Raw genomic sequence first — 26,303 nt, 5'->3', positions numbered from 1 at the left:
CAAATGGACACACAGCAACAATTGCTTCAAGTTTCCGCGAAGCTCTATCAAGTGCTTGAATCGGTTCCGCATGGGGAACAGCGGGACGCATTCCTACAAGATGTTGACCGATTGTTGAATGAACGTGGACGGCTTATCGAATCGCTTGTCCAAAACAACATCCAATTGGATTCCCATAATAAGGACCACGTCTTGCTCAAAAAGTTGGATGAAGGCATCAAACAGCGGTTGGAACAGGTTATGGAAGCGATCAAGCTGGACATGAAAAATCTTCAAAAAACAAAAAAACATGAAAAGCGGTACATCAACCCTTACGCAAGCGTTCAAGTGATGGACGGCAAGTATTACGACAGAAAAAGCTGATGTTCAATGGACGAATTGATTGCTTGCCTCTACTATGAAAAAAGGAGTGTCCCTTATGACTTTAGCCAACACAGCGTACAACGCCTACAAACAGAACAGCATCAACACCGCTTCGCCCGGCGAGCTCACCCTGATGCTGTACAACGGCTGCATCAAATTTTTAAACGTGGCGAAGAAAGCCATCGACGAAAAAGATTACGAAGAAAAAAATAAAAACCTCCAAAAAGCGCAAAATATCATTACCGAGCTCATGGTCACCCTCAATATGGATTATGAGATTTCCAAGCAGATGTATTCATTATATGAATACATGAACCGCCGTCTGATTGAGGCGAACATGAAAAATGATGCTGGCATTGTGGATGAAGTGATCGGGCTTGTGACGGAGTTCCGCGATACTTGGAAAGAAGTCATCCGGATCAACCGCAGCCAGCAATACCAAAACGTGCAACAAGTGTAATAATTGATATTTATTTGTGTATTTCCCTTGTTTTCTCTCCTGCTATACATGTCTACCCTCTTCATTCACCTTGCATCCTTGATTTTGGATGCAAGGTGTTTTTAATTATGAAGAAGTTGTGAAAAAATGTTTTTTTTGTGGACATTTGCCTTGTATAATCGATATAAAGAATAAGACGAGCTAGTGTATGGGCGTTTTGGAGGAATTGGATCTATGAAAAAGAAATATAAACGCAAAGAGGGGTTTCGGTTTGTTTTCAATCCGCCGCTGGATGCCCAATTTTCCGTGCTGATGAATGGCCGGCGGATTGATCATGGGCTGCATTCCTGCAAAATTGTCGATATCAGCCCCCGCGGCATGAAAGTGTTCACCGATTTGGATGTATACGATGTGTTTAAACATTCCATCGGCATGCTGCAGCTGGAAATGCATTTTGTGCTCGATATTACGAAAATCCGGGCCATCGGGCAAGTCCGCTGGATCAAAAATTTGGAACCCGGCATCCATTTTGGGCTGCATTTTGCAAATCAGCCGGGGATAGAAGAATTGATTATCCGTGAAATGAAAAGCCGGCGGAGAAAAGAAGTTTTTGCAGAAAAATATATATAATTTTGACAATTTTGAAAATTTGTCGAATTCATTAAATCATTACATAGATTGTAGAAGGATTTTACAAACTTATGTAGAATATAGTTACCATAGGGTAAGTAAAGGAGGAGTTCACTATGCTAAACTTTAACATTCGCGGTGAAAACATTGAGGTAACTCCGGCTCTTCGGGACTATGTGGAAAACAAAGTTCAAAAAATTGAAAAATATTTCAACCAAGGAGTTAACGCAACAGCAAACGTAAACTTGAAAGTGTACAATGACAAAAAGACAAAAGTGGAAGTAACGATTCCATTGAAAAACTTGACTCTCCGTGCTGAAGAACGTCATGATGATATGTATGCAGCGATTGACTTGATTGTCGATAAATTGGAACGCCAAATCCGTAAACATAAAACAAAAGTCAACCGCAAACTTCGTGAACGTGAAGGTGTCGGTGTGTACTTTGCAAATACAGTGCCAAACAACAATGAAAACGGCAAGGAAGAAGAATTCGAAATTGTCCGTACAAAACAATTCGATTTGAAACCTATGGACGAAGACGAGGCCATCCTCCAAATGAACTTGCTCGGACATGACTTCTATATTTACACAGATGCCGAAACAAACAGCACAAATATTGTCTATAGACGGAAAGACGGCAAATACGGCTTAATTGAAACAAGCTGAGTAAGGGGTTGCAAATCGAAACCTTTGGCTCTCTGCTGATGCAGCAGGGAGCTTTTTTATTTATATGCGGTTTTTGGACGGTTGACCAATCGGCCATGATAGGACGGTTGTCATGAGGTGGAAAAAGCGTCTTTTTTCCGGATGGAATCGGGTAAACGGCTTCGTTGGAACGGAAGATTGTGTCCGTATTAGCTTGTTGGCGCACGTTTTCATGGTTGATGTAAATAGAAGTGCAGACGTTCCCAGCCGCATTGTCGAGAACGCCGATTTCCGGATTCGGATATCATGATTGATCCGGATGAATTCGATTGTTCATTGGTTTGGAGACGTTCCGGGGTTGCCGGGTTTATTCCTTTTTTGGCAGCCGGTGGCCTGAGGGTCCAACGATTTCCTTGTCAGAGCTTTCTTTATGGCGGTTCACCAAATAAATGCTCGTGCCGACCAACATCATGCCGATAAACAAATTCCTTGTGACCGCTTCATCCAGAAAGATCGCGCTGACCGCCACCGAGATAATCGGCACCAAAAAGGTACAGGCGCCGACTTTGCTTGCCTCCCCTTCATTCATCAATTTAAAATAAATCACTTGCCCCGCGGCCATGCCAGCCGTTCCGCCCCAAGCGATGGTGCCGATCAGGTCCGCATTCCAGACGATGGTTTGCACGCCTTCAACGAAATACCCGGAGACGAGCAGCGTTCCTCCGCCAAGCAACAGCTGCATTACGACCATCCAATAAAAATCGACTTGATTTTTTAATTTTTTGACGAACACGACCCCGCCGGCCCAGGCGATCGCCGTGGCGAGGGCCAGGAACACCCCGATGGCGGAGAGGTGGATCATCAGCCCGTCGATGCTGACGAACACGATGCCGATAAACCCGAGCACCAGCCCGAATATTTTCGCAATGGTCATTTCTTCATTCAAAAACCACTAGGACAAGATGCCCAGAATCACGGGCTGGATGTAGACAAGAACCGAAAACAGCCCTCCCGGCAAATATATCATCCCGACCGTCTGCAGCCCAAGATAGAGGACGTTGTTCAAAATGGCCGAAATGACATATAGCTTCCAATGCTTTTTGAACCGGATGTGATGCCGCAATTTCCACGCGAAGAGAAATAATAGGGTGCCCGCGATAAAGGAACGGATTCCGGCGAAAAGGAGCGGCGGCATAAATTGGACCCCATGCTTATAAATCGGCCAACTCACACCCCAAATGATAATCAACAACGCCAGCAGAATATAGGAAACGAGGGGATATTTATTTTCTGTCAATGGATAACCTTCTTCCGTGAAAAGTAATGGGACGGTTTGTTTTGAGATGTGAAATATGGAAATGGCGCAGATTAAGGAAGTTGTTAAGACTTGTGATTTCATTTCGGCGGATGGTGAGAGTAGACCGGTTCCCGGTAAATGGTTTGCAAGCGCAAATTGCTGAGAATGGTCCGAACAACGTTTTTCAGGTTTGTTCATTAGTATATGGAGGAAGTTTGCGGAAGGTTCCCGGGTGGGCAGGAGTGGTATGGGGATATGATGGGGAAATGCATGGGATAGGATTGGAAGCGCGCAAGAGATTATTAAATATCTTAGTTGGTTATGTATCTGTCCCAGGGAGAATACTGAATGCCCGAATTGGGAATATAAGTGCCCAAGAGAGTCTTTAATGCCCGAGTGGGATATGCATCTGCCCAAGGTAATTTCGTATGCGCCCAAGCGGGATACTTATCTGCCCAAGGTAATTTCGTATGCGCCCAAGCGGGATACTTATCTGCCCAAGTGGATTTCGTATGCGCCCAAGTGGGATTTTTATCTGCCCAAGGTAATTTCGTATGCGCCCAAGCGGGATTTTTATCTGCCCAAGTGAATTTCATATGTGCCCAAACCGTAACTTTATCTGCCCAAGTTGTTGCTTCATCTGCCCAAGGGGAAATTCTATCTGCCCAAGCTGGCAACATAAATGCCCAAGTGGATCTTGTATGCGCCCAAGCTGACCGCTATCTGCCCAAGCCGAATCCCATCCGCCCAAGATAAAAACTTAAGTACCCAAGCTTGGTTTCTAAGTGCCCAAGCTTGATTTCAAAATGCCCCAGCTGGAACCTTATCTCCACAAATTTTCCATTTCCAAGCCTCATTCTGAAATCTGACCTGTTGAAATTCGCCTGTTCTGAATATTTCCATTAAGCCAGAATGAAAGGTAAAATTAAATATAAAGCTTTAATTTGCAAGATAAAGGGAGTAGAGTCATGACACTAGCGAAAGCATGTTCAGTAGCAGGGGCCGCGGCCCGCAGTGGCGCCGGGATCCAGGCGGATTTGAAAACGTTCCAGGAGCTTGGGGTATACGGGTTTACGGCCATCACTGCCATCAACGCCAAACATCCAAGCAAAGAACAGGGATTATTCATCCAACCTTTGGACGCCATTGAAGCGCAGCTGCTTATCATCAATGAACAAGATGATATAGATGCATTGAAAACAGGCATGCTGTTTTCAAAGGAAATCATCGAGCTTGTGGCGAATTGGCTGCAGACCACTTCCATCCAAAACATCGTCGTCGATCCGGTGATGTTCGGGAAATTCGGTTCGCCACTCCTCGATTTTGATGCGATGGAAACGCTCAAAACGAAATTGATTCCACAAGCGACCATCATTACGCCAAACATGCCGGAAGCCTCTTATTTGCTTGGCGGCCGGGAAATCCAGTCGCTTGAGGATTTGCAGGACGCGGCAAGAGACTTATTGCAGCTTGGTCCAAAATATGTTTTGGTCAAAGGCGGCCGGCTTCAAGGCCCGGCAGTTGACATTTTGTACGATGGGAATAAAATGTTGAAATTGGAAGCACCTCGTATCGATACAATTCATACGAATGGTGCCGGCTGCTCCTATTCTGCAGCAATCACGGCGGAATTGGCAAAAGGAAAGCCGATCGAAGAAGCCGTATTGAGCGCTAAGCAATTCGTGACAGCGGGCATTAAACGTTTCATTCCTTTCGAATTTGCCCCTGGCATGATCGATCATCGCGCCTATAAATTATATGGCGAAGATGAAGTAACGGTTGAAGAACTCGAAGCGTGATTTGAAAAAGGCGGCGGTTGCCGGATGTCCGGCATTCGGCTGCCTTCCCCTCATCTTTTTCATCCATGCCTGATTCCCCTTTATGCACAGCATTTCATCATCGCCCTCCGCATCCATCGCATTATGATGCCCGGGAAGATCAAAACCGCTTTTACATTCCACCTCCAAGCCGTTTTACGGTTCAACTTTGCCCATGAAACCATAAAAAGATTCCCGGCACCGGCAATCCTTTCCCCTTGAAATTCCATAGATTTTCAACGTTCCTATTTATTGTCTATTTCATCATTTTGCGCAATAATAAACATGGTAAATTCCGAATTCTTTCATATATTAATTATTCTCTTTCGGCCTTTTTGCTCTATAATGAAATATGGCCGGCATAATGGCGTGCCCAATTTCGGAATCATCCAGCGCCCGTCGGGAATGATTCGCGAAACAAATGGTGCGCTTATTTGCGCCGGAATTCCTGCAATGATAAAATAAAAGTTAAGACTGAATGGGAAGTGAAGAATGTCAATGGCTAACATTTTAAATAAAATATTCGATCCGAACAAAAAAGAACTAAAACGGTTAAACAAAATCGCGGATGAAGTGGATGCATTGGCTCCGCAAATGGAAAAATTGACGGATGAAGAACTCCGGAACAAAACGGATGAATTCAAAGAACGTTATCATAACGGCGAAAGTTTGGACGACTTGTTGCCTGAAGCTTTCGCTGTCTGCCGCGAAGCTTCCCGGAGAGTGCTCGGCATGTATCCATACCGTGTGCAAGTGATGGGGGCCGCCGTTCTTCATGACGGCAACATCGCCGAAATGAAAACCGGCGAAGGGAAAACATTGACTTCCACCATGGCCGTCTATTTGAATGCCCTTCTAGGCGAAGGCGTCCATGTCGTGACAGTCAATGAATATTTGGCCAAACGGGACGCCACTGAAATGGGCAAACTCTATGAATTTTTAGGTTTGACGGTCGGATTGAACTTAAACAGCTTGTCCAAAGAAGAAAAACGTCAGGCTTATGCAGCGGACATTACATACAGCACAAACAACGAGCTTGGATTCGACTATTTGCGCGACAACATGGTGCTTTATAAAGAAGATAAAGTGCAACGTCCGTTGAACTTTGCCATCATCGACGAAGTGGACTCCATTTTGATCGATGAAGCCAGAACGCCGTTGATCATTTCCGGCCAATCCGGACGTTCTCCAAAACTTTATGTTCAGGCGGATGCGTTCGTCCGTACATTGAAAGCGGATGAAGATTACACTTACGATGAAACGACGAAAGCCGTGACCCTTACGGAAAGCGGTATGACAAAAGCGGAAAAAGCGTTCGGCATCGACAACTTGTACGATTTGTCCCATGTGCGCCTGCTTCATGCCATCAACCAATCCTTGAAAGCCCACGTGGCGATGCACCGCGATGTGGACTATGTGGTGCAGGACGGGGAAGTTATCATCGTTGACAGCTTCACCGGCCGTTTGATGAAAGGACGCCGTTATTCCGACGGTCTCCATCAGGCCATCGAAGCGAAAGAACGCGTGGAAATCCAAAACGAATCCATGACGATGGCAACGATCACATTCCAAAACTACTTCCGCATGTATAAAAAATTGGCCGGCATGACCGGTACGGCAAAAACGGAAGAAGAGGAATTCCGAAATATTTACAATATGAATGTGGTGGTCATCCCGACAAACAAACCGGTCATCCGCATCGATAGACCGGACCTCATTTATGCGACGATGAAAGGAAAATTTGAAGCGGTTGTCGATGATATCGAACGCCGCCATAAAAAAGGACAGCCGGTGCTGGTCGGTACAGTGGCCATCGAAACATCCGAAATCATTTCGGAAATGTTGAAGAAACGGAAAATTCCGCATAACGTATTGAATGCGAAAAACCATGAACGGGAAGCGGAAATCATCGCACAGGCCGGACAAAAAGGCGCCGTAACGATTGCGACGAACATGGCCGGCCGCGGTACGGACATCAAGCTCGGCGAAGGGGTCAAAGAGCTTGGCGGCCTTGCGGTCATCGGTACGGAACGCCACGAATCCCGCCGCATCGACAACCAGTTGCGGGGACGTTCCGGACGCCAGGGGGATCCGGGCGAATCCCAATTCTACTTGTCCCTTGAAGATGAATTGATGCGCCGTTTCGGATCCGACAGCATGAAAGCCATGATGACGAAATTGGGCATGGACGATTCCCAGCCGATCCAATCCAAAATGGTATCGAAAGCGGTGGAATCTGCCCAAAAACGCGTGGAAGGCAACAACTTCGATGCCCGGAAACGCTTGTTGCAGTACGATGAAGTGTTGCGCCAACAACGCGAAGTGATTTACCGCGAACGGAACGCGGTGTTGGAAACGGAAAACATGCGCGAAGTCGTGGAAAACATGATCCGCGAATCCATCGAAAACATGGTGAATGCGCATACTGCAGGAAATAAAGAAGACTGGAACTTCAAGGCGATGGAAGATTACATCAAAGCCAACCTTCTCGATGAAGGCGAGATTACGGCCCAAGATCTTCAAGATAAATCGCCGGAAGAAATGATCGAGTTCATCTTCAATAAAACGATGGAACGCTATGATGAAAGGGAGCAGGAAATGACGCCGGAGCGCATGCGCGAGTTCGAAAAAGTCATCTTGCTCCGCTCCATCGATACGAAATGGATCGATCATATCGACGCAATGGACCAATTGCGCCAAGGAATCCATCTACGCGCATATGGACAAACAGACCCATTGCGCGAATATGAACAAGAAGGTTTCGCGATGTTCGAGGAAATGATTGCCGCCATCCGCGAAGATGTTACTCGATATGCCATGAAAGCCCAAATCCGCAGCAATCTGGAGCGGGAAGAAGTGGCGAAAGGACAGGCGGTGAATCCGAAAGAGGAAGGCGAAAAGCCGAAACGCCAGCCATTCCGCAAAAAACAAAACATCGGAAGAAACGACCCATGCCCTTGCGGCAGCGGCAAAAAATACAAAAACTGCCATGGTGCGGTATCGTAATATTTCTTGATTTCGCACCCTTTGCCCAAATACATTTCGATTATCCTAAACCGTCGTCATCTTTTGATGGCGCGGTTTTGTTCTGTCAAATCTAATTTAAGATGGAGGAAACTTTATGGAATTATCGGAAGTAAGAAACGCGTTGGAAACTACAGCCAAGAAATTGGCGGATTTCAGGGGGTCTCTTTGACTTAGAAAACAAAGAGGCGCGCATCCGGGAGCTGGAAGAGATCATGATGGCTCCCGATTTCTGGGACGATCAAAACAAAGCCCAGTCTGTCATCAATGAAGTCAATGGATTAAAAGCGATTGTCAATGAAATCAACGAATTGACTTCGACTCAGGAAAACTTGGAAATGACCCTTGAATTGTTGAAAGAAGAGCCGGACGAAGAACTTCAGGCCGAGCTTGCCAAGGAATTGAAAGAGTTTGAAGAAAGATTGGAAAATTTTGAGCTGCAGCTTCTATTAAGCGAACCTTACGATAAAAACAATGCCATTTTGGAGCTTCATCCCGGCGCGGGAGGCACCGAATCCCAGGACTGGGCTTCCATGCTTCTCCGCATGTATACGCGCTGGGCGGAAAAACACGGCTTCAAAGTGGAAACCCTTGATTATCTCCCGGGGGATGAAGCGGGCATCAAATCGGTGACTTTGCTCATCAAAGGGCATAACGCTTACGGCTACCTGAAGGCGGAAAAAGGGGTGCACCGCCTCGTGCGCATCTCTCCTTTCGATGCAAACGGCCGCCGTCATACATCTTTCGTGTCCTGCGAAGTGATGCCTGAATTCAATAATGAAATCGAAATCGAAATCCGTCCGGAAGATTTGAAAATCGACACATACCGTTCCACTGGCGCGGGCGGACAGCACGTCAACACGACGGATTCCGCGGTCCGCATCACCCACATCCCGACAGGCATTGTGGTTTCCTGCCAGGCGGAGCGTTCGCAAATCAAAAACCGCGAAAAAGCGATGAACATGCTGAAAGCGAAATTGTATCAATTGGAGATCGAAAAGCAGGAAGCGGAACTTGCGGCGCTTCGCGGAGAGCAAAAGGAAATCGGATGGGGCTCCCAAATCCGTTCTTACGTGTTCCATCCATACTCCATGGTAAAAGACCACCGGACAAATGTGGAAACCGGCAATGTGCAGGCGGTCATGGACGGAGACATCGACCAATTCATCAATGCGTATTTGCGCTCTCAAATCGCATCAAAAAATCAATAATGGTCGGGAAATTGAAAAGGGTGTCCGGAAAGTTTCAGGCTTTCCGGACGCTTTTTTTTTTAATAATAAATGGGCAAGTTTCGATTTTGCATCGTTGTTCCTGCGGCATCCGGAGAAGGTTCGGCTATCTCCGCCGCACTTCATCTGCGGGCATGCGACAGCCGAAAAGAAGCCGTCTCAGCACGATTTTTGGCCGTGCCCGCGCGCTTTGATGAAGCAGGCTGATGGAGGGGCCCGAAAAAACGCTAGCGGGCGGACCGGGGAAATGTTCAAATTTCCCGGTCCGCCCATTTATTCATTTTGGGGAAGGTTTTGAAGAGCATTGCATTTTTGTACAAAAATGTTCTATAATAAGAACAGAACGTTTGTTCGTATCCTGATGCAATCTTTTAAGGAGGAATTGATATGGCGCATATTCCGATTGAAGCTGTCCCTCATTTGGAATCAGCCATTTATTTGCCGATGTTGATTACCATTTTGGAAAGAGATTGCAGGTTCATCGAACAGGGCCCTTTCAAGCTGAAAAGACCTTACCTTCATTTGATCGAAGAAGCCAAAAGGCTGGCCATGAGCGATTTGCAAGAAGCAAAATCCTATTTAAAAAGACGCTTCTTAAAAGTGGAAAGAGGGGGAAGCGATGATTTATTTACAGAGTATCGCTTTTATTATAAGCATGTCATGGAAGTCAGAAGATATTCCAACATCCGGTTGAGGAACCGGGTGGAAGAGTTGCTGAACCTCTACTTAACGAAAGCTTCCAATCCGTCACTCGAGGTCGTCGAGAAAACTTAACGTTCTTTGAATCTCTGCCCGTTCTTCAATGGCATGATTTAGCAGCAGCGTGGCGTTTCCAAATTGACTCATAAAGGAAAGGTAGTGGATTGGCAGATGAATGACATCATCATTTTTTAGAATGACAATCGTCTTCCCTTTGCTTTGTTGGATTTTGTGTATGGCGTGCTGCGAAATCCAAATGTTTTTCAGGGAATGAGGCGAGAAAACGGGAATCAAGCTGTAAAGCTGCTGGTAGGGAACAACGATTGGGACTTTCTTTCTGTTCCCCAAAAACCTTTTTGAAAAATCGATGGCCGCCTGGTAGGTCGAACCAAGCTTCCTGTATGTATCATCAACGATTTTGTACGGCTTTTTTTCAACGATGTAGACAGAAGATTTTTCGGAAACGCGCGAGCAAGTTTTGCCTTCATATTCAATAGGTTCAATTGTATAAGTTTTAGGCGAAATATAATATGACTTTACTTTTTTTACAGTTGTCATAAAATTCCACCTCTCCTATTCATTTGTTATAGTGTTTGTTGGTTTGTAAATTCCATATTATTCTATTATTTTAATTTTTTGTAAGTTTAATAGTTACATTTTCATAATACTTACAAACCATCATCGTGTCAACAGGGAAATAGAAAAAAATTAAATAAAAGAGAAATATTGTTAAATTAAAGACAAAATAAAGGATTTTATCTGAACGGAACAGGCAGGGGAACTTTTTAAACCTCTAGGATAAATAGAATAAGAAGGGATACCCAATATATACATTAATTATTAAAAAATGGGAATTATATAGTTTTATTTTCATAATACTGAGTAGGGATGGGAAAATCAACGCAAAATTCTGAAAATATTGAATTGAAAAAAAAGGGTGCCGGATCTTTTCGGGAATGCACAGCAAATTCAATGATCCCGATCGTGGAATAGGATTTCGGAAGAAAGTTTAATTCTGCACATATATGAAAATTTACACATAAGGAAAAAGAAAAAAAGGAAGCAGAAATGCCCAAAATTATACTGCAAGAATTTTATTTTTCTAAAAATATTGAAAATTCACTCACGATTTTTTATAATAGAAAAAAGGAATCGGGGTGATGTCGATGGATAAAAACAATTATTACGCAAACTTTTCAAGTGCCGCAGGGTCAAACCCGGAAATCAACGACTCGGAGAAATTGCTCAATGAAATCTACGTGGATCTGTTCTTGAATCGTTTGCAAAGATTGCACCGGATTGAGCAGCTGAAAGAATTCATCGATCAAGCATTGGACGAAAGAGATGAGGAAGCATTCCACAAATACGCCAAGGAATTAAAAGAGTTGCAGGAATCGTTAAAGTGAGCCACGTCCCATTCAAAAAGGCCGCCTTTCGCACACGCTTTATAATACAAGCTGTGCAAGGGCGGCCTTTTGTTGCTTTTCCGGAACCTGTTTTCAGAATGTACGTTCGCAAAATAAATGATATTTGGCAGGGGTTATGCTAAAATATTCATACGACATATTGGGAAAGGACGAGTGAATGATGGCTGATGCATTTGAATTGCATGCTCCCTATGAACCGAGCGGCGATCAGCCGCAAGCGATTGCCAAGCTTGTACAGGGCATCAAGGAAGGAAAGAAACACCAGACGCTGCTCGGGGCGACGGGTACCGGAAAAACGTTCACCATTTCGAACGTCATTAAAGAAGTCAATAAACCGACGCTGGTCATTGCCCACAATAAAACCCTCGCCGGCCAATTATACAGCGAATTCAAACAATTTTTTCCAAACAATGCGGTAGAATATTTTGTCAGCTACTACGACTATTACCAGCCGGAAGCGTATGTGCCGCAATCGGATACATACATTGAAAAGGATGCCAGCATCAACGACGAAATTGATAAATTGCGCCACTCCGCCACCAGCGCGCTGTTTGAAAGAAGGGATGTCATCATTGTGGCATCCGTTTCCTGCATCTACGGCCTGGGGGATCCGGATGAATACCGCGAGATGGTCGTATCGGTCCGAAAAGGCATGGAAATCGAACGGAACCAATTGCTCCGCCGCTTAGTGGACATCCAATATGAACGGAATGATGTGAACTTCCAGCGGGGAACGTTCCGAGTGCGCGGCGATGTGGTAGAAATTTTCCCTGCTTCCCGGGATGAACATTGCATACGCGTTGAATTTTTCGGTGATGAAGTGGACCGCATTCGGGAAGTAGATGCATTGACTGGAGAAATCATTGGTGATCGAAATCATGTGGCCATTTATCCAGCTTCCCACTTCGTTACAAGAGAAGACAAAATGAAAAAAGCCATTGAAAATATCGAGAAAGAACTGGAAGAGCAGCTTGAAAAATTTCGGGCAGAAGGAAAGCTTTTGGAAGCGCAGCGGTTGGAACAGCGCACAAAGTACGACTTGGAAATGATGAGGGAAATGGGCTATTGCTCTGGCATCGAAAACTATTCCCGCCACTTGACATTGCGCGAACCGGGAGCGACTCCATATACGTTGCTCGACTATTTCCCTGATGATTTTCTGATCGTTGTGGATGAAAGCCACGTCACGCTGCCTCAGATCCGGGGCATGTACAACGGCGACCGTTCCCGGAAACAGGTGCTGGTCGATTACGGATTCCGCCTGCCTTCCGCATTAGATAACCGCCCGTTGACTTTTGAAGAGTTTGAAAAGCACATCAACCAGATCATTTATGTATCCGCCACTCCGGGTCCCTATGAGAAAGAACATTGCGACGAGATGGTTGAACAAATCATCCGTCCGACGGGGCTTCTCGATCCGACCATCGATGTCCGCCCAAGCGAGGGGCAAATTGATGATTTGGTGGATGAAATCCAAAAACGGGCGAAAAAAGATGAACGGGTGCTCGTCACGACGCTGACGAAAAAGATGGCGGAAGACTTGACCGATTATTTGAAAGAAATCGGCATCAAAGTCGCCTATCTCCACTCGGAAATCAAAACCCTTGAGCGGATTGAAATCATCCGCGAGTTAAGAAAAGGAACGTTCGACGTGCTCGTCGGCATCAATTTGCTGCGGGAAGGATTGGATATTCCGGAAGTATCATTGATTGCCATCCTCGATGCGGATAAAGAAGGATTCCTGCGTTCGGAAACTTCCTTGATCCAAACGATTGGACGGGCGGCGCGGAATGCCAACGGCCACGTCATCATGTATGCGGACACGGTTACCGAATCGATGAGAAGGGCGATAGAGGAAACGAAGCGCCGCCGCTCCATCCAGGAAGCCTATAATAAGGAACATGGCATCGTGCCGAAAACGATCCGGAAAGAAATTCCTGAACTGATTCGCGCCACTCATGTAGCGGAAGAGGAAGAGAAATATATTACAAAAATCACGAAAGGCAAGAAATTGACAAAATCCGAATTGGAAAAATTAATAGAGTCCCTCGAAAAGGAAATGAAGGAAGCAGCGAAGGCGCTCGATTTCGAACGGGCCGCCGAATTGCGTGACACCATCTTTGAATTGAAAGCCGAAATGTAATGGAGGAATTTATCCTCAGAAATTTCGCCATGTTTGAATGGCAAATAGAAAGGTGACGAATGTGGAAAATAAACAAATTGTCGTGCGGGGTGCACGTTCCCATAACTTAAAAAACATTGATGTGACGATTCCACGGGACAAGCTCGTCGTGTTGACGGGCCTTTCCGGTTCCGGGAAATCTTCCTTGGCGTTCGATACGATTTATGCCGAGGGTCAGCGGAGATATGTGGAATCTTTATCCAGTTATGCCCGCCAATTTTTGGGGCAAATGGACAAGCCGGATGTGGATTCCATCGAAGGGCTGTCCCCGGCGATTTCCATCGACCAAAAAACGACGAGCCGAAACCCCCGTTCAACGGTCGGCACCGTGACGGAGATCTACGATTATTTGCGCCTGTTGTTTGCCCGCATCGGAAAGCCGGTCTGCCCGACCCACGGGATCGAAATCACTTCCCAGACGATCGAGCAGATGGTCGACCGCATCCTGGAGTATCCGGAACGGACGAGGGTGCAGCTATTGGCGCCGGTGATTTCCGGGAAAAAGGGGACGCATGCGAAGCTTCTGGAAGATTTGAAAAAACAGGGCTATGTCCGCGTCCGCGTCGATGGGGAACTGCGTGATTTGGATGACAACATTGAACTGGATAAAAATAAAAAGCACAATATCGAAGTGGTGGTGGACCGGATTGTCATCAAAGAGGGGATTGAAGCGCGGTTGAGCGACTCCCTTGAAACGGCGCTGAAACTGGCAGATGGCCGGGCGATCGTCGATGTGATGGGGCATGAGGAACTGCTGTTCAGCGAGCATCATGCCTGCCCGATCTGCGGTTTTTCCATCGGGGAGCTGGAGCCGCGCATGTTCTCCTTCAACAGTCCTTTCGGGGCATGTCCGGAATGCGACGGGCTCGGTTCCAAATTGAAAGTGGACATCGATCTGGTCATACCGGATTGGAGCAAAACCCTTGAAGAACATGCCATCGCTCCCTGGGAACCGACAAGCTCCCAATACTACCCGCAGCTCTTGAAAGCGGTGTGCAGCCATTACAACATTCCGATGGATGTGCCGGTTTCCGAATTGACGAAGGAACAGCTCGACATCATTTTATATGGTTCCAATGGAGAAAAAATTCACTTTTATTATGAAAGCGAGTTTGGCAGCGTCCACGACAAAGAAATCGTTTTTGAAGGAGTCGTCCACAACATTGAACGGCGCTACCGGGAAACGACTTCCGATTGGGTCCGTGAAACGATGGAGAAATTCATGACGGAGCAGAAATGTCCGACCTGCAAAGGCAAACGGTTGAAGCCGGAGAGCCTTGCCGTGAAAATTGACGGCAAGAATATCGCGGAAATCACGGATTTATCCGTGGAGGAGTTGTACGAGTACGTCTTCCAACTGCGGCTATCCGAAAAGGACATGCAGATTGCGCGCCTGATTTTGAAGGAAATCCGGGACCGTCTGGAATTTTTATTGAATGTGGGACTGGAATATTTGACGTTGAGCCGGACAGCCGGCACGCTATCCGGCGGGGAGGCGCAGCGGATCCGGCTGGCGACGCAAATCGGCTCCCGTTTAACGGGGGTATTGTATGTGCTGGATGAACCGTCCATCGGATTGCATCAGCGGGACAATGATAAACTGATTCATACGCTGCAACAAATGCGGGATCTCGGCAATACATTGCTTGTGGTCGAACACGATGAAGATACGATGCTTGCGGCGGATTATTTGATTGATGTGGGTCCTGGCGCCGGTTCCCGAGGAGGGGAGATTGTCGCCGCCGGAACGCCGGAAGAAGTGATGAAAAATGAAAAATCCATCACCGGGCAATATTTGAGCGGCAAGAAATTCATTCCGCTGCCCCGCGAGCGGAGAAAACCGGACGGCCGCAAGATTACGATCAAAGGGGCCGCCGAGAACAACTTGAAAAAAATCAATGTGGATATTCCGCTGGGGATGTTCGTGGCGGTGACCGGCGTTTCCGGTTCGGGAAAATCTACATTGGTGAACGAAATTCTGTATAAGAGACTGGCCCAGGAATTGAACCGGGCTAGAACGAAACCGGGAAAACATAAAGAAATTCTAGGCCTCGAACATTTGGATAAGGTGATCGATATCGACCAGTCGCCGATCGGCCGCACGCCTCGTTCCAATCCGGCCACTTATACGGGCGTGTTTGACGATATCCGGGAAGTGTTTGCTTCCACCAACGAGGCGAAAGTGCGCGGCTATAAAAAAGGACGCTTCAGCTTCAACATCAAAGGCGGCCGCTGCGAAGCCTGCTCCGGCGACGGCATCATCAAAATCGAGATGCACTTTTTGCCGGATGTGTACGTGCCTTGCGAAGTCTGCCATGGCAAGCGCTACAACCGCGAAACGCTGGAAGTGAAATATAAAGGCAAAAATATTGCGGATGTATTGGACATGACCATCGAAGAAGCGGCAGAGTTTTTCGAAAACATTCCGAAAATCCACCGGAAGCTGCAAACGCTGGTGGATGTCGGCCTCGGTTACATGAAATTGGGCCAGCCCGCGACAACCTTGTCCGGCGGGGAAGCGCAGCGGGTGAAATTGGCTTCGGAACTGCACCGCCGTTCAACCGGTAAATCATTCTATATTTTGGATGAACCGACGACGGGTCTCCACACGGATGACATCGCAAGGCTGCTCAAAGTATTGCAGCGTCTTGTGGATAACGGCGATACGGTGCTTGTGATCGAGCATAATTTGGATGTCATTAAGACCGTCGATTACATCATCGATTTGGGTCCGGAAGGCGGGGACAAAGGAGGAACCATCGTTGCGACAGGCACGCCGGAAGAGGTGGCCGAAAACCCGAACTCCTATACCGGCCGATATCTGAAGCCGATTTTGGAACGCGACCGCAAGCGCATGGAACAATTGTTGGCGCAGGCATCGGAAAAATGATGATATCGGAATGATGTTGGGCTGCATGGTTTTAGTCCGGAAAAAAGCGAATGGAGAAAATATGCTCCATTCGCTTTTTTATTTGGAATGACTTTGCGAAAGTGAAGGTAGAATCCCGGGCTCGGCCGGATACAAGGTCACTTGGGCACAAACGAAATCATCATGGGCAGATAAGCTTCCATCTTGGGCACATACGAAGACAACTCGGGCAGATAAGGTAATGGCTTGGGCACAAACGAAATCATCATGGGCGGATAAGAGTTCATCTTGGACATAAACGGGCTCGCCTTGGGCACAAGAGATTCCCGCTTGGGGGGAGAAGTGAAACTCGGCAAATACGTGTCCCCTGAAGCAAATCGAGTCCCCAGAAAATCTGGCATGGTCCAATTATATAAAATTGGCACTTTTATAGATACCACGTTTCTGATATTGTAGTGATTAAATTTGATGACTTAAAGGGGATGAGATGATGCAAAATACAAATCCATTGACAAAGCAGCGTTCCAGGACGGTTGATTTAACCATCCAGTCCATTTTGATTGCTCTTGTGTTCCTTTCGACACTATTTATCAATATTAAATTGCCGATTGCATCCAATGGCGGTTTGGTGCATTTGGGAACAGCCATGCTTTTTATCGCTTCCATTTTGTTCGGGCCGAAAAAAGGGGCCATTGCCGGAGCAGCGGGAATGGGATTGTTCGATCTTGTCGGGGGTTGGCTTGTTTGGGCTCCCATCACGATTATATCCAGAGCTTTACAAGGATATATTGTCGGGAAAATTGCCTGGTCCAATGGAAGCCGTGGCGAGAGCTTTGTGAAAAACTTGATGGCAACCATCGTCTCCATTCCTGTGATGGTCGGAGTGTATTACATCGGCGAAGCCATCATGTTTTCAAGCTGGATTATGCCGCTTGCATCCATCCCGGGAGACCTTGTGCAAAATGCCGTTGGAATCATAATTGCCATCCCGGTATGCGTTGTATTGAAAAAAATTCCTTATGTCGCTTCATTCGCAAAATAACATCATATAGATAAAAGTGTTCCGGAATCGGCGGCTACATTCATTAACAATCGCAACCTGTCCGCCTTTCCGGATTTTTTGTATACAAAAAGTGAAAATCTTCGCAATTTCAATGAATTTGGAAACTTTTTTGGGAATTCTAACGTATATGATGGTATAGAATTCTCAGGGAGGCGTTGAATATGGATCAAGAACGTAAACGAATCATGAAGCTGGTGGAAGACGGTGTCATTACCGCGGAAGAAGCGCTTACGTTGCTGGAAGCGTTAAACAAAAAGCAACAATCCACTTCCACTGAAACCCAGTCCAATGCGGTTCCGTTGCCGCCAACAAACAAAGAGTCCCACCATCAGGAGCAGCAGGCTGGTTCGAAAAAAACATCGGGCTTTGACGATCTTTTTGGGAAAAACTTTAACAGCAAAGAATTCAACAAAAAAATGGACGAGTTTGTGAATGAAGTGAAAGAAGATTTGACGGAACTATCAAGCCGCATGATGGGCGTCCTCGGCACGGCCTTTAAAAAGCTGAAAGAACTTGATCTTGATTTCCCTCTCGGCAATGCCAAAGTCGAATTTGAAAAGCAATATTCCTTCAAAGGCGATGAAGTGAGAGCCATTCAAATCGAAATTCCTAACGGGAAAGTGGAAGCGGTGCGCGCTGACGCGGATGAGTTGAAAGTGTCGGCGAAGGTCAAAACATTCAGCATCGACAATGATGAAGAAAAAACGATTTCGGAATTTGAGCGCGAGTTTGTAAAATTTTCTGACGGCAAGTTGGAATTAAAATCCCCTTCCAAATTGACGCAGGTGAACGTGCAGCTTGCCATTCCTGAAAAGCAATATGATATTGTGCTGGTCAAAATGTTGAACGGCGGCGTTTCCATCGACGGATTGAATTCCAAACTCGTCAAACTCCGCACTTACAACGGCCCAATCAAATACACGTCGGGGCAATTTGAAAATGCCGATGTGGAATCCGGCAACGGTCCGGTTGAAGTAGTGCGCGTAAAAGGCGAAGATTTGGAAGTTCAGACAGTGAATGGCCGGATTTATGTGGAAGGGGAGCTCAGGGAAGTGGAAGCGGAATCCGCGAATGGCGCCGTCATTGTCACAACCCATGATCACAATGCACGCAAAGTGAAGGCCCAAACGGTTGCCGGAACGGTGGAGCTCTATGTGCCAAAAACGGTTTCCATCAACGGTACGGCTTCAACCAATGTCGGAAGAGTCGACCTTGGATTGCAGGATGTTTCCACACGGACTCTTGAAGATCAATTCTTTGCAAAAACCGTCCAATTTGACAAAATCGTTGAAAACGCCCCTGTATTAAAACTGATCGGCGAATCCCGTACAGGAAGCATCATTATCCGATATACGACGTTGGGCGGGGAATCCTGATATTTTCAGGGTTCCTTCCTTATTTATTATTTAGTGCGCCAGTTCAATCAGCCGCCATATAGATTCATTGTGGTTTTTAATCTTGCAGATGACATGGAAATTTGAGAGGGCACGAGCAATTTCATACAAAACCATTGCAATCGGATTAAAAAAGCCTGGCTCTTCGCCAGGTTTTTTTATATGTATAAACAGGGTGTATTGAATATGTATCGATATGTAACCGTAATGGTCACGATGTAGTCGTATTCTTTTGTGCGCGGAATATCAGAAGAAGCATTGTCCGATGCTTTGCGGGAAAATCGCAGAAATTTATTAAAACCTTAAAGCGGAAGCCGATAAAAAAGATAAAAGCTGACCGCCCAATTGATGAAAAGGAATCAATGATGATGGAATTATTTTCATAAAAAAGGTATAAATTACACAGAAATAAACCATTCAATTGGAAATATAGATAAATTTTGCATACCGATGAAAAGAAACTGTAAAATTACAAGACTCTTAAAGTGCTATAATAGTAATTGTGAGTTTACTACAACAAGATCAAGGTGAGTTTATTAATGATACATATGAAAGAGGTTTACAAAAAATACCCAAATGGTGTGGTAGCGGTAAACGGTATTTCTGTGGATATCAATCAAGGCGAGTTTGTTTATGTCGTTGGTCCTTCCGGGGCCGGGAAGTCAACATTCATCAAATTGATGTATCGGGAAGAAGTACCGACTTCCGGGGAAGTCATTATTAATGGAATTAATACTGCCCAATTGAAACGGAAGGAAGTTCCGCTTTTCAGAAGACATTTAGGCGTTGTATTCCAGGACTTCAAGCTGCTTCCAAAATTGACTGTTTATGAAAATGTCGCTTTTGCGATGGAGGTTATTGAAGAGCAGCCGAAGAAAATCAGAAAACGGGTTTTGGAAGTGCTGGAGTTGGTCGGATTAAAGCATAAACTTCGCATGTTTCCGAACGAGTTGTCCGGGGGTGAGCAGCAGCGGGTTTCGATTGCGCGCTCCATCGTCAACATGCCGAAAGTGGTGATTGCGGACGAGCCTACCGGAAACCTGGACCCGGAAACATCTTGGGAGATTATGAGAATTTTTGAGCAAATCAATGCGCTGGGAACAACCGTTGTAATGGCAACCCATAACCGGGAAATCGTCAATAAAATCCGGAAGAGGGTTATCGCCATTGAAGGCGGCATGATCGTCAGAGACGTTGATGGAGGTGATTACGGCTATGAAATATAGGACCCTCCAGCGGCATTTTCGCGAGAGTTTGAAGAGCCTGAGCCGGAACGGATGGATGTCGGTGGCTTCCATCAGTGCGGTGACGGTGACGCTTTTGTTGGTTGGCATCTTTGCGTTGGTCATGATGAATCTGAACCATTTCGCCGATAACATCGAAAATGATGTGGAAATCCGTGTGTTGATTGATATTATCAATGAACCGGAAAAAATGAAGGCAGCGGAAGATAAGCTGATAAAGCAGGTAAAAAGTTTGCCGGAAGTGGCGGAAGTAAAATATTCTTCGAAGGAAGAAGAATTAAAGATTTTGATAGAGAACTACGGCGAAGATTTCAGTTTATATGAACAAAGCAATCCTTTGAGGAATGTGCTATATGTAAAGGCCAAAGACCCTCAACAAACGGCGGAATTGGCGAAGAAAATCGACAAATTGGACAATACATATGATGTCATTTACGGTGAAGAAAAGGTTAAAAATCTGTTCAGCTTTTTAAACACCGGCCGGAATATTGGATTGGTGCTGATATTGGGCCTTTTGTTCACGGCGATTTTCTTGATTTACAATACAATCCGCATCACGATTACCGCACGCAGGGATGAGATTGAAATCATGAAACTGGTAGGAGCGACAAGTTCCTTCGTACGCACCCCATTTTTGTTCGAAGGATTGTGGCTCGGGTTATTCGGATCGATCATTCCCATCTTCGTTGTTTCGATTGTTTACCATTATGTATACAACCACTTGACCCCGCGGATTAAAGGGGAAATGTTGCAACTGCTTGATGTCACTCCTCTTGTTTTCCAAGTGAATTTCATCTTGCTGGCACTCGGCATTTTCATAGGAGTGTGGGGAAGCTTCATGTCCGTAAGGAAATTCCTAAGAGTCTATTAATCTCAAGGAGGCGCAAATGGAAAGTGAATTTTTTGAAACGACATTTTAAACTATTGGCAGCAATCATCGCTGTACTGCTTTTCGTCCAAATACCTGCTGCATCCGCTGCAAGCATTTCCGAATTAAAAGGCAAACAGCAGCAAGTCGAACAGCAGAAAAAACAATTGAACAGCCAAATCAGCCAAAAATCAAGCGAAATCAAATCCAATCAATCCAAACAGCAGCAACTGCTTGCCCAAGTTGACCAGATTGTGACCCAAATTTCGAAAACAAATGGGGAAATCCGGCAAGTAGAAAAAGAGATTGGACAAGCAAATGACAAAATTACAAAGGTGAAAGCCCAAATTGATGAACTTCAAAAGAAAATCGATGAGCGCAATGCATTGTTGGAAGAACGCGCACGTGCGCTGCAGGCAAGCGGGACTGTCACATTTTTGGATGTGCTGCTTGGCGCCAATAGTTTCGTAGATTTTATCGACCGTTTCTCTGCGGTCAATACATTGATCGAAGCGGACCGCCAAATCATCCGCGACCAAAAGAATGACCAACAAAAATTGGAAGAACAAAAAACCGTTTTGGAAAATACAAAACGCAAATTGGAAGAAAAACAAGCGCAACTTGAAAACTTGAAAGCTTCCTTAAACTCTCAGAAACAAGAAAAAAATCGATTGATGGCCGAGCTTGAAAAAGAACAGCAAAAACTGTTAAGTGAGAAAAAATTATTGGAAAAACAATATTCCGAGTATCTGGCCATCAGCAAAGACTTGGAAAACCAAATCGCCGAACTTCAAAGACAACATTTAAGCAAAGCCCAGTCATCCGGCAAATTGCCGGTTTCAACAAGCGGATTTATGAAACCGACAAACGGAAGATTGACGAGCGGCTATGGATGGCGAAATTTGGGCAATGGCCCTGAATTCCACTATGGCATTGACTTGGCGAACAGACCGGGAACGGCAATTGTCGCATCTGCCGATGGTGTCGTGACTTACGCAGCGCCGCTCAGCACTTACGGAAATGTCGTAATGATTACGCACAATATCAACGGCCAAATTTATACTACATTATATGCACATTTGAGATCCTTTAATGTCAGTGTCGGACAAACGGTAAAACAAGGACAAAAAATTGCCGAAATGGGACAAACCGGCCGTGCCACAGGTCCTCACTTGCACTTTGAAGTGCACATTGGAACATGGAGAGGACAAAAAGCCGGCGTGCAGAACCCATTGAACTACATTTCGCTATAATGGGGAATCAAGCTGCTTGGAAAGCAGAATTTCCGGGCAGCTTTTATTTTTGTTTCAAAGCAAAATACTTTATGAAGAAATTGAAAAATTTATTTTTCATTTTCTTCAAAATCTCGCCATAGTTTATCAACCTTGATTGTTCCGGTTTTGTGGTATTCTATAATTGAACGGTTTTTATTGTTTGAATGAAGAAATCTGGAGGTTTTCAATGAACAGCCGAAAGAAGAAAGCGTTTGGAGCAATCATTGTCATAGTATTGGTGGCCGTTGCGGCAGGCACGTTTATTTATCAGCAACTGCAAAAAAATCAGAATACCCTTGACGATGATGTGCCGGGGTATGAAGTGAAGGCGGACAGCCCCCAAAGTGTGGGGTTAGGAAAGCCGGCGCCGGATTTTACGTTGGAGACATTGGATGGGAAAACCGTGACCCTTTCGGATTTAAAAGGGAAGAAAGTGGTGTTGAACTTCTGGGCGACGTGGTGCCCGCCTTGCAAAGACGAAATGCCGCATTTCCAGGATTATTATGAAAAATACGCAAAAGAGGACAATGCGGAAATTGTGGCGGTAAATCTTACATTCAGGGACCGGTTAAGCAACGTGGAAAACTTTGTGGAGAGTTTTGGTGTCACGTTCCCGGTTCTGTTAATGGAAGATGAAGAATTGATGGAAACGTACAAAGTCTATACCATCCCTTCGACGTTTATGATCAATACAAAGGGAGAAGTTGAAAAGCAGATATTAGGGCCGCTGGATTTGGATACATTGCGCGGTTATGTGACAAATTTAGAGTAAAAAAATCGCTCTTTCGCATGTGTTATCCCCGCTTGTTCAAACATACATTGAACGAGAGGGGGATAGTTAATTAGTGCGAAAGAGACGATTTTTTTTCATTTTGGGCTTGATTTGTATTTTGGCTGCAATGGCCGTGTATTGGACGTATATGAAGAAGCCGGAAAGGGTTGGAAAAGGAAGCGACATTCCTGTCATTGACCAGGCATTCACCCTCATCAAAGAAAAATCCGTATTTGATACAAAAGATGAAGAGCTGATTGAAGGCGCATTGAGAGGCATGACGGAGGCGATCAAAGATCCGTACAGCACGTACTATACGGAAAAAGAAGCGGCCATTCACCGGCAATCGTTGGCGGGGGAGAGAGTCGGCATCGGCGTTGAAATCACGGAGAAGGACGGCCGGTTTATCGTGGTCTCTCCAGTGAAAAATTCGCCCGCCGAAAAAGCGGGAATCCGCCCGTTTGACGAAATCGTGGAAGTGGATGGCGTCCGTTTGGAGGGCAAAACGATGGGCGAGCTGCTCCAATTGATTCAAGGAAAAGCCGGTGAAAAAGTGACGATCGTTTTATATCGGCCAAGCACAGACAGGCATATCAAGGTCACGGTGGAACGGGCAAAAATTGATAACCAGACCGTGACTTGGAAAATGATCCCGGCAGATGACAAGAAAATTGGCTATGTATCCATCTCCATGTTTGGGGAAGATACGGTGGAAGAATGGGTGGAAGCGACAGAGCGGCTATTATCGGAAAAGGCAGACGGCATCATCATCGATTTGCGCGATAATCCCGGAGGTTATTTACATAGCGTCGCAGGCGTTGTTAGCAGCATCGGCAAGGAAGGAAAAGTTTTTGCCTATATGCAGAATGCGGAAGGAACAATGGAGGCCGTCAAAACCGCAAAACTGGATGCAGATGAAAACTATTTGAAGAAAATGAAGCAGGTGCCGCTGGTCGTACTTCAAAATGAAGGAAGCGCATCGGCAAGCGAAGTGATGGTGGGGGCGCTGAAAAGCTGGAAGAGGGCCATCATCGTGGGGTTGACAAGTTTCGGAAAAGGAACGGTGCAGGAAACATACGATTTGAATAATGGAGGAGAACTGAAGCTATCGACGAATAAATGGCTGACTCCTGACCGGGAATGGATTCATGGCAAAGGGATCAAATCGGATATTGAGGTGGAGCAGCATCCATTGTTTGCGATGGAAATCGTGCCGCTCCGGGGGGAATTTGCGGAAGGCGATTTTGGCGAAGAAATTGCCTATGTCCAAAAGGTGTTGAGCGGTTTGGGATACGATGTTTCCAGAACGGATGGATTCTACGATGAAGAAACGGCGGAAGCGGTGGCTTCCTATCGGGAAAAGCATGATTTGGGGAACGGAAGACATATGGATGACGAGTTTTTCGCCAGCATCCGCGACCAAGTGGTTCAATTTAAGGAAGATATGGAACATGATGTGCAGCTGAAAATGGGATTGAACGTGATGCTGCATAAAATCAATGGGGATATTTAGCGGGATTGCAGAAAGCGGAGACGGTCCGGAAAGAGGTGTCCAGAAAACCGAAAATATTCTGGACACCTTCGTTTTAATCATTTCACTATTCCGATTCTTTGCTCCTGCCATGGCCGAAACATGTCCCTCGCCGAAATTGCATCTGCGGCTAAAGCGGGTGAGGGAGCCATAAAGGGGGAACCTCGAAATGATGTCCCAGGCGTCACCTTTTTTCGGATCGGCCCCTTCTTTAATAATTTTCCAGATTCCCCCTACGCAAATATTTATTACTTTGATAAAATAAACAATAGCAGTGTAGTAGGAAACGGCGGTGGAAGAATGGTAGAGATTTTATTGGAACTGTTAAAGGCGATCGGCAGAATGTTTTTAAATCCGCTACTGTATTTTGCAATCATCATGACGATTTTTCTGGGATATGTCCGCGTCAAGAGAGAAAGAAAGCATTTTAACATACGCATTTTATGGGGCTGGTCGGAATTGGCGGGCCTCGTAAAGGAAGGGATTTGGTTATCGCTTGCCATCTCTCTTGTCACTTTGGTTTTTGGATTGACCCAATCCGTTGAATTGCTATTCTTTGTGGCAGTTTTCGGCATCCTGGGAATGATTCTCTATAATTTTCATTTGCTGTCACCTATTGTTCTCATAGGACTGAGTCTTGCTTCCTTGATGGTGATGGATTTCCAACAATGGTCATTCGAACTGCCGGGATTGTCCATTCATGGCGTGGACGTCCTTGAAGGGGCTGCCGTTACAAGCGCATTGGTGGCGGGATTGTTGTTGATTGCGGAAAGCCGTCTTATCAAGAAATACGGGCTGCATTACGCTTCGCCGATTATCGAGAAGTCCAAGCGCGGCATGCATGGCGTCGCTTTCTTTACGAAAAAGCTGTGGCTGTTGCCCATCTTTTTCGTTGTGCCGGGCGAAGCAATCGATGCTTATTTCCCATGGTGGCCGCTGTTTTCATTGAACAGCCAGCAATTCGCCCTTGTACTATTCCCGTTTGTCATCGGGTTTCAGCAAAAAACGAGACGTTCTTTGCCGTTATACATATATCCTAAACTTTCAAGGGCGGTGCTCATTTTAGGCGAAGTAGTCCTTGTGGGGGGGCTTGCCGGATATTTTTACCCCCTTGCGGCGGTGGTGGCCGTTTTTGCCGGCGCATTGGCCCGTTTAATGATTTCGTATATTTTCAAAGTTCGTGAGCGCAAAGACGTTTATGCTGTTTCTGCCAGACCGAATGGCGTGATGATTGCAGCGGTTTTGCCGAATTCGCCTGCGGAAAAAATGGGGCTGCAAGCGGGGGAAATTATCCGCAAAGTAAACGGCATGGAAGTGCATAATGAATTGGAGTTGTATCAAGCGCTTCAAATCAATGCGGCCCACTGCAAATTGGAAGTGTTGAACCATCACAATGAATTGCGTTTGACCCAGCATGTGGTGCACAGCAAAGACCACTACCGCATCGGCTTGCTGGTCATCGATTCATAACAAAAGAAAGAGGCTTCATTCCCCTTTCAAAGAATGAAGCCTTTTTTTATGACATGAAGATTCC

At 45.8% G+C, this 26,303-nt stretch carries 24 protein-coding genes; 21 read left to right on the top strand and 3 right to left on the bottom strand.

The window, feature by feature from the left end; translation table 11 throughout:
* Nucleotides 1-3: 3 nt before the first annotated feature.
* The 4 genes from FKZ59_RS05395 (at nucleotide 4) to hpf (ending at nucleotide 2,100) form a co-directional block, all read left to right on the top strand.
* The gene (locus FKZ59_RS05395) at nucleotides 4-363 is read left to right on the top strand and encodes a DUF2478 domain-containing protein (RefSeq protein ID WP_141601727.1); all 360 of its coding nucleotides are present in this window, start codon (nucleotides 4-6) and stop codon (nucleotides 361-363) included.
* A gap of 55 nt (nucleotides 364-418) precedes the next feature.
* Nucleotides 419-823, top strand: a complete 405-nt coding sequence (gene fliS, locus FKZ59_RS05390; RefSeq protein WP_141601726.1) for a flagellar export chaperone FliS — start codon at nucleotides 419-421, stop codon at nucleotides 821-823.
* Nucleotides 824-1,036: 213 nt separating this feature from the next.
* Nucleotides 1,037-1,432, top strand: coding sequence for a PilZ domain-containing protein (locus tag FKZ59_RS05385; RefSeq protein ID WP_141601725.1), 396 nt, complete (start codon nucleotides 1,037-1,039; stop codon nucleotides 1,430-1,432).
* A gap of 116 nt (nucleotides 1,433-1,548) precedes the next feature.
* Complete coding sequence (gene hpf, locus FKZ59_RS05380; RefSeq protein WP_141601724.1) at nucleotides 1,549-2,100, top strand: ribosome hibernation-promoting factor, HPF/YfiA family; 552 nt, start codon at nucleotides 1,549-1,551, stop codon at nucleotides 2,098-2,100.
* Nucleotides 2,101-2,446: 346 nt separating this feature from the next.
* Here hpf and FKZ59_RS14900 read toward each other — a convergent pair whose 3' ends face one another.
* Both FKZ59_RS14900 and FKZ59_RS14895 read right to left on the bottom strand, forming a co-directional pair.
* Nucleotides 2,447-3,013 (bottom strand): DMT family transporter, encoded by a 567-nt coding sequence (locus FKZ59_RS14900; RefSeq protein ID WP_246045824.1) that lies wholly within the window; start codon nucleotides 3,011-3,013, stop codon nucleotides 2,447-2,449.
* An 18-nt stretch (nucleotides 3,014-3,031) separates the two neighbouring features.
* The gene (locus FKZ59_RS14895) at nucleotides 3,032-3,376 is read right to left on the bottom strand and encodes a DMT family transporter (RefSeq protein WP_246045823.1); all 345 of its coding nucleotides are present in this window, start codon (nucleotides 3,374-3,376) and stop codon (nucleotides 3,032-3,034) included.
* Between the two features lie 369 nt (nucleotides 3,377-3,745).
* Here FKZ59_RS14895 and FKZ59_RS05370 point away from each other — a divergent pair, with 369 nt between their 5' ends.
* The 6 genes from FKZ59_RS05370 to FKZ59_RS05345 all read left to right on the top strand — a co-directional run bounded on the left by FKZ59_RS05370 (nucleotide 3,746) and on the right by FKZ59_RS05345 (nucleotide 10,220).
* A complete protein-coding gene (locus tag FKZ59_RS05370) occupies nucleotides 3,746-4,132 on the top strand; it encodes a hypothetical protein (RefSeq protein WP_141601723.1) in 387 nt (128 codons plus the stop codon).
* Between the two features lie 212 nt (nucleotides 4,133-4,344).
* On the top strand, nucleotides 4,345-5,175 hold the full coding sequence (gene thiD / locus FKZ59_RS05365) for a bifunctional hydroxymethylpyrimidine kinase/phosphomethylpyrimidine kinase (RefSeq protein WP_141601722.1): 831 nt from the start codon (nucleotides 4,345-4,347) through the stop codon (nucleotides 5,173-5,175).
* 24 nt (nucleotides 5,176-5,199) lie between these two features.
* Nucleotides 5,200-5,415 (top strand): hypothetical protein, encoded by a 216-nt coding sequence (locus FKZ59_RS05360; RefSeq protein ID WP_141601721.1) that lies wholly within the window; start codon nucleotides 5,200-5,202, stop codon nucleotides 5,413-5,415.
* Between the two features lie 276 nt (nucleotides 5,416-5,691).
* Complete coding sequence (gene secA, locus FKZ59_RS05355) at nucleotides 5,692-8,199, top strand: preprotein translocase subunit SecA (protein ID WP_141601720.1); 2,508 nt, start codon at nucleotides 5,692-5,694, stop codon at nucleotides 8,197-8,199.
* A gap of 115 nt (nucleotides 8,200-8,314) precedes the next feature.
* Nucleotides 8,315-9,428, top strand: a protein-coding gene (gene prfB, locus FKZ59_RS05350; protein WP_141601719.1) for a peptide chain release factor 2 whose coding sequence is annotated in 2 segments (ribosomal slippage) — nucleotides 8,315-8,386 and nucleotides 8,388-9,428 — 1,113 coding nt in all. Because the reading frame shifts where the segments join, the coding sequence is not laid out codon by codon here.
* A 405-nt stretch (nucleotides 9,429-9,833) separates the two neighbouring features.
* Entirely contained in the window at nucleotides 9,834-10,220 is a 387-nt protein-coding gene (locus FKZ59_RS05345; protein ID WP_141601718.1) for a hypothetical protein, read from the top strand.
* Here FKZ59_RS05345 and FKZ59_RS05340 read toward each other — a convergent pair.
* Nucleotides 10,194-10,703 (bottom strand): competence protein ComK, encoded by a 510-nt coding sequence (locus tag FKZ59_RS05340; RefSeq protein WP_141601717.1) that lies wholly within the window; start codon nucleotides 10,701-10,703, stop codon nucleotides 10,194-10,196. The genes FKZ59_RS05345 and FKZ59_RS05340 overlap by 27 nt on opposite strands.
* A 608-nt stretch (nucleotides 10,704-11,311) precedes the next feature.
* On the opposite strand from FKZ59_RS05340, the gene FKZ59_RS05335 reads away from it, so the two are divergent.
* The 11 genes from FKZ59_RS05335 (at nucleotide 11,312) to FKZ59_RS05285 (ending at nucleotide 26,239) form a co-directional block, all read left to right on the top strand.
* A complete protein-coding gene (locus FKZ59_RS05335) occupies nucleotides 11,312-11,551 on the top strand; it encodes an IDEAL domain-containing protein (RefSeq protein ID WP_141601716.1) in 240 nt (79 codons plus the stop codon).
* A 181-nt stretch (nucleotides 11,552-11,732) separates the two neighbouring features.
* Nucleotides 11,733-13,715 (top strand): excinuclease ABC subunit UvrB, encoded by a 1,983-nt coding sequence (gene uvrB / locus FKZ59_RS05330; RefSeq protein ID WP_141601715.1) that lies wholly within the window; start codon nucleotides 11,733-11,735, stop codon nucleotides 13,713-13,715.
* Between the two features lie 61 nt (nucleotides 13,716-13,776).
* Nucleotides 13,777-16,644: an excinuclease ABC subunit UvrA gene (uvrA, locus tag FKZ59_RS05325; protein ID WP_141601714.1), complete on the top strand. Its 2,868-nt coding sequence runs from the start codon at nucleotides 13,777-13,779 to the stop codon at nucleotides 16,642-16,644.
* A 469-nt stretch (nucleotides 16,645-17,113) separates the two neighbouring features.
* Nucleotides 17,114-17,665, top strand: coding sequence for an ECF transporter S component (locus FKZ59_RS05320; RefSeq protein WP_141601713.1), 552 nt, complete (start codon nucleotides 17,114-17,116; stop codon nucleotides 17,663-17,665).
* A 182-nt stretch (nucleotides 17,666-17,847) separates the two neighbouring features.
* Entirely contained in the window at nucleotides 17,848-19,062 is a 1,215-nt protein-coding gene (locus FKZ59_RS05315; RefSeq protein ID WP_141601712.1) for a DUF4097 family beta strand repeat-containing protein, read from the top strand.
* A gap of 557 nt (nucleotides 19,063-19,619) precedes the next feature.
* Nucleotides 19,620-20,306 (top strand): cell division ATP-binding protein FtsE, encoded by a 687-nt coding sequence (gene ftsE, locus FKZ59_RS05310; protein ID WP_141601711.1) that lies wholly within the window; start codon nucleotides 19,620-19,622, stop codon nucleotides 20,304-20,306.
* Nucleotides 20,296-21,195, top strand: coding sequence for a permease-like cell division protein FtsX (ftsX, locus tag FKZ59_RS05305; RefSeq protein WP_141601710.1), 900 nt, complete (start codon nucleotides 20,296-20,298; stop codon nucleotides 21,193-21,195). Before ftsE ends, ftsX begins: the two co-directional genes overlap by 11 nt.
* A gap of 23 nt (nucleotides 21,196-21,218) precedes the next feature.
* Complete coding sequence (locus tag FKZ59_RS05300; RefSeq protein ID WP_141601709.1) at nucleotides 21,219-22,445, top strand: murein hydrolase activator EnvC family protein; 1,227 nt, start codon at nucleotides 21,219-21,221, stop codon at nucleotides 22,443-22,445.
* A 208-nt stretch (nucleotides 22,446-22,653) separates the two neighbouring features.
* Nucleotides 22,654-23,238, top strand: a complete 585-nt coding sequence (locus tag FKZ59_RS05295; RefSeq protein WP_141601708.1) for a peroxiredoxin family protein — start codon at nucleotides 22,654-22,656, stop codon at nucleotides 23,236-23,238.
* Between the two features lie 73 nt (nucleotides 23,239-23,311).
* The gene (locus FKZ59_RS05290; RefSeq protein WP_141601707.1) at nucleotides 23,312-24,751 is read left to right on the top strand and encodes a S41 family peptidase; all 1,440 of its coding nucleotides are present in this window, start codon (nucleotides 23,312-23,314) and stop codon (nucleotides 24,749-24,751) included.
* A 318-nt stretch (nucleotides 24,752-25,069) separates the two neighbouring features.
* Entirely contained in the window at nucleotides 25,070-26,239 is a 1,170-nt protein-coding gene (locus tag FKZ59_RS05285) for a PDZ domain-containing protein (RefSeq protein WP_141601706.1), read from the top strand.
* Nucleotides 26,240-26,303 lie beyond the last annotated feature (64 nt).

Origin of the sequence: Ureibacillus terrenus (genome assembly GCF_006569205.1) — a bacterium.
Classification (GTDB): Bacteria; Bacillota; Bacilli; order Bacillales_A; family Planococcaceae; genus Ureibacillus; species Ureibacillus terrenus.
The sequence above is the reverse complement of the archived record's forward strand: the minus strand, read 5'-3'. Positions and strand labels throughout refer to the sequence as shown.

Bases quoted from the DNA above. Each gene is read 5' to 3' on its own strand.
- FKZ59_RS05395 (WP_141601727.1), top strand. From the start codon at position 4: ATGGACACACAGCAACAATTGCTTCAAGTTTCCGCGAAGCTCTATCAA.
- fliS (WP_141601726.1), top strand. From the start codon at position 419: ATGACTTTAGCCAACACAGCGTACAACGCCTACAAACAGAACAGCATC.
- FKZ59_RS05385 (WP_141601725.1), top strand. From the start codon at position 1,037: ATGAAAAAGAAATATAAACGCAAAGAGGGGTTTCGGTTTGTTTTCAAT.
- hpf (WP_141601724.1), top strand. From the start codon at position 1,549: ATGCTAAACTTTAACATTCGCGGTGAAAACATTGAGGTAACTCCGGCT.
- FKZ59_RS14900 (WP_246045824.1), bottom strand. From the start codon at position 3,013: ATGACCATTGCGAAAATATTCGGGCTGGTGCTCGGGTTTATCGGCATC.
- thiD (WP_141601722.1), top strand. From the start codon at position 4,345: ATGACACTAGCGAAAGCATGTTCAGTAGCAGGGGCCGCGGCCCGCAGT.
- FKZ59_RS05360 (WP_141601721.1), top strand. From the start codon at position 5,200: ATGTCCGGCATTCGGCTGCCTTCCCCTCATCTTTTTCATCCATGCCTG.
- secA (WP_141601720.1), top strand. From the start codon at position 5,692: ATGGCTAACATTTTAAATAAAATATTCGATCCGAACAAAAAAGAACTA.
- FKZ59_RS05345 (WP_141601718.1), top strand. From the start codon at position 9,834: ATGGCGCATATTCCGATTGAAGCTGTCCCTCATTTGGAATCAGCCATT.
- FKZ59_RS05340 (WP_141601717.1), bottom strand. From the start codon at position 10,703: ATGACAACTGTAAAAAAAGTAAAGTCATATTATATTTCGCCTAAAACT.
- FKZ59_RS05335 (WP_141601716.1), top strand. From the start codon at position 11,312: ATGGATAAAAACAATTATTACGCAAACTTTTCAAGTGCCGCAGGGTCA.
- uvrB (WP_141601715.1), top strand. From the start codon at position 11,733: ATGGCTGATGCATTTGAATTGCATGCTCCCTATGAACCGAGCGGCGAT.
- FKZ59_RS05320 (WP_141601713.1), top strand. From the start codon at position 17,114: ATGCAAAATACAAATCCATTGACAAAGCAGCGTTCCAGGACGGTTGAT.
- FKZ59_RS05315 (WP_141601712.1), top strand. From the start codon at position 17,848: ATGGATCAAGAACGTAAACGAATCATGAAGCTGGTGGAAGACGGTGTC.
- ftsE (WP_141601711.1), top strand. From the start codon at position 19,620: ATGATACATATGAAAGAGGTTTACAAAAAATACCCAAATGGTGTGGTA.
- ftsX (WP_141601710.1), top strand. From the start codon at position 20,296: ATGAAATATAGGACCCTCCAGCGGCATTTTCGCGAGAGTTTGAAGAGC.
- FKZ59_RS05295 (WP_141601708.1), top strand. From the start codon at position 22,654: ATGAACAGCCGAAAGAAGAAAGCGTTTGGAGCAATCATTGTCATAGTA.
- FKZ59_RS05285 (WP_141601706.1), top strand. From the start codon at position 25,070: ATGGTAGAGATTTTATTGGAACTGTTAAAGGCGATCGGCAGAATGTTT.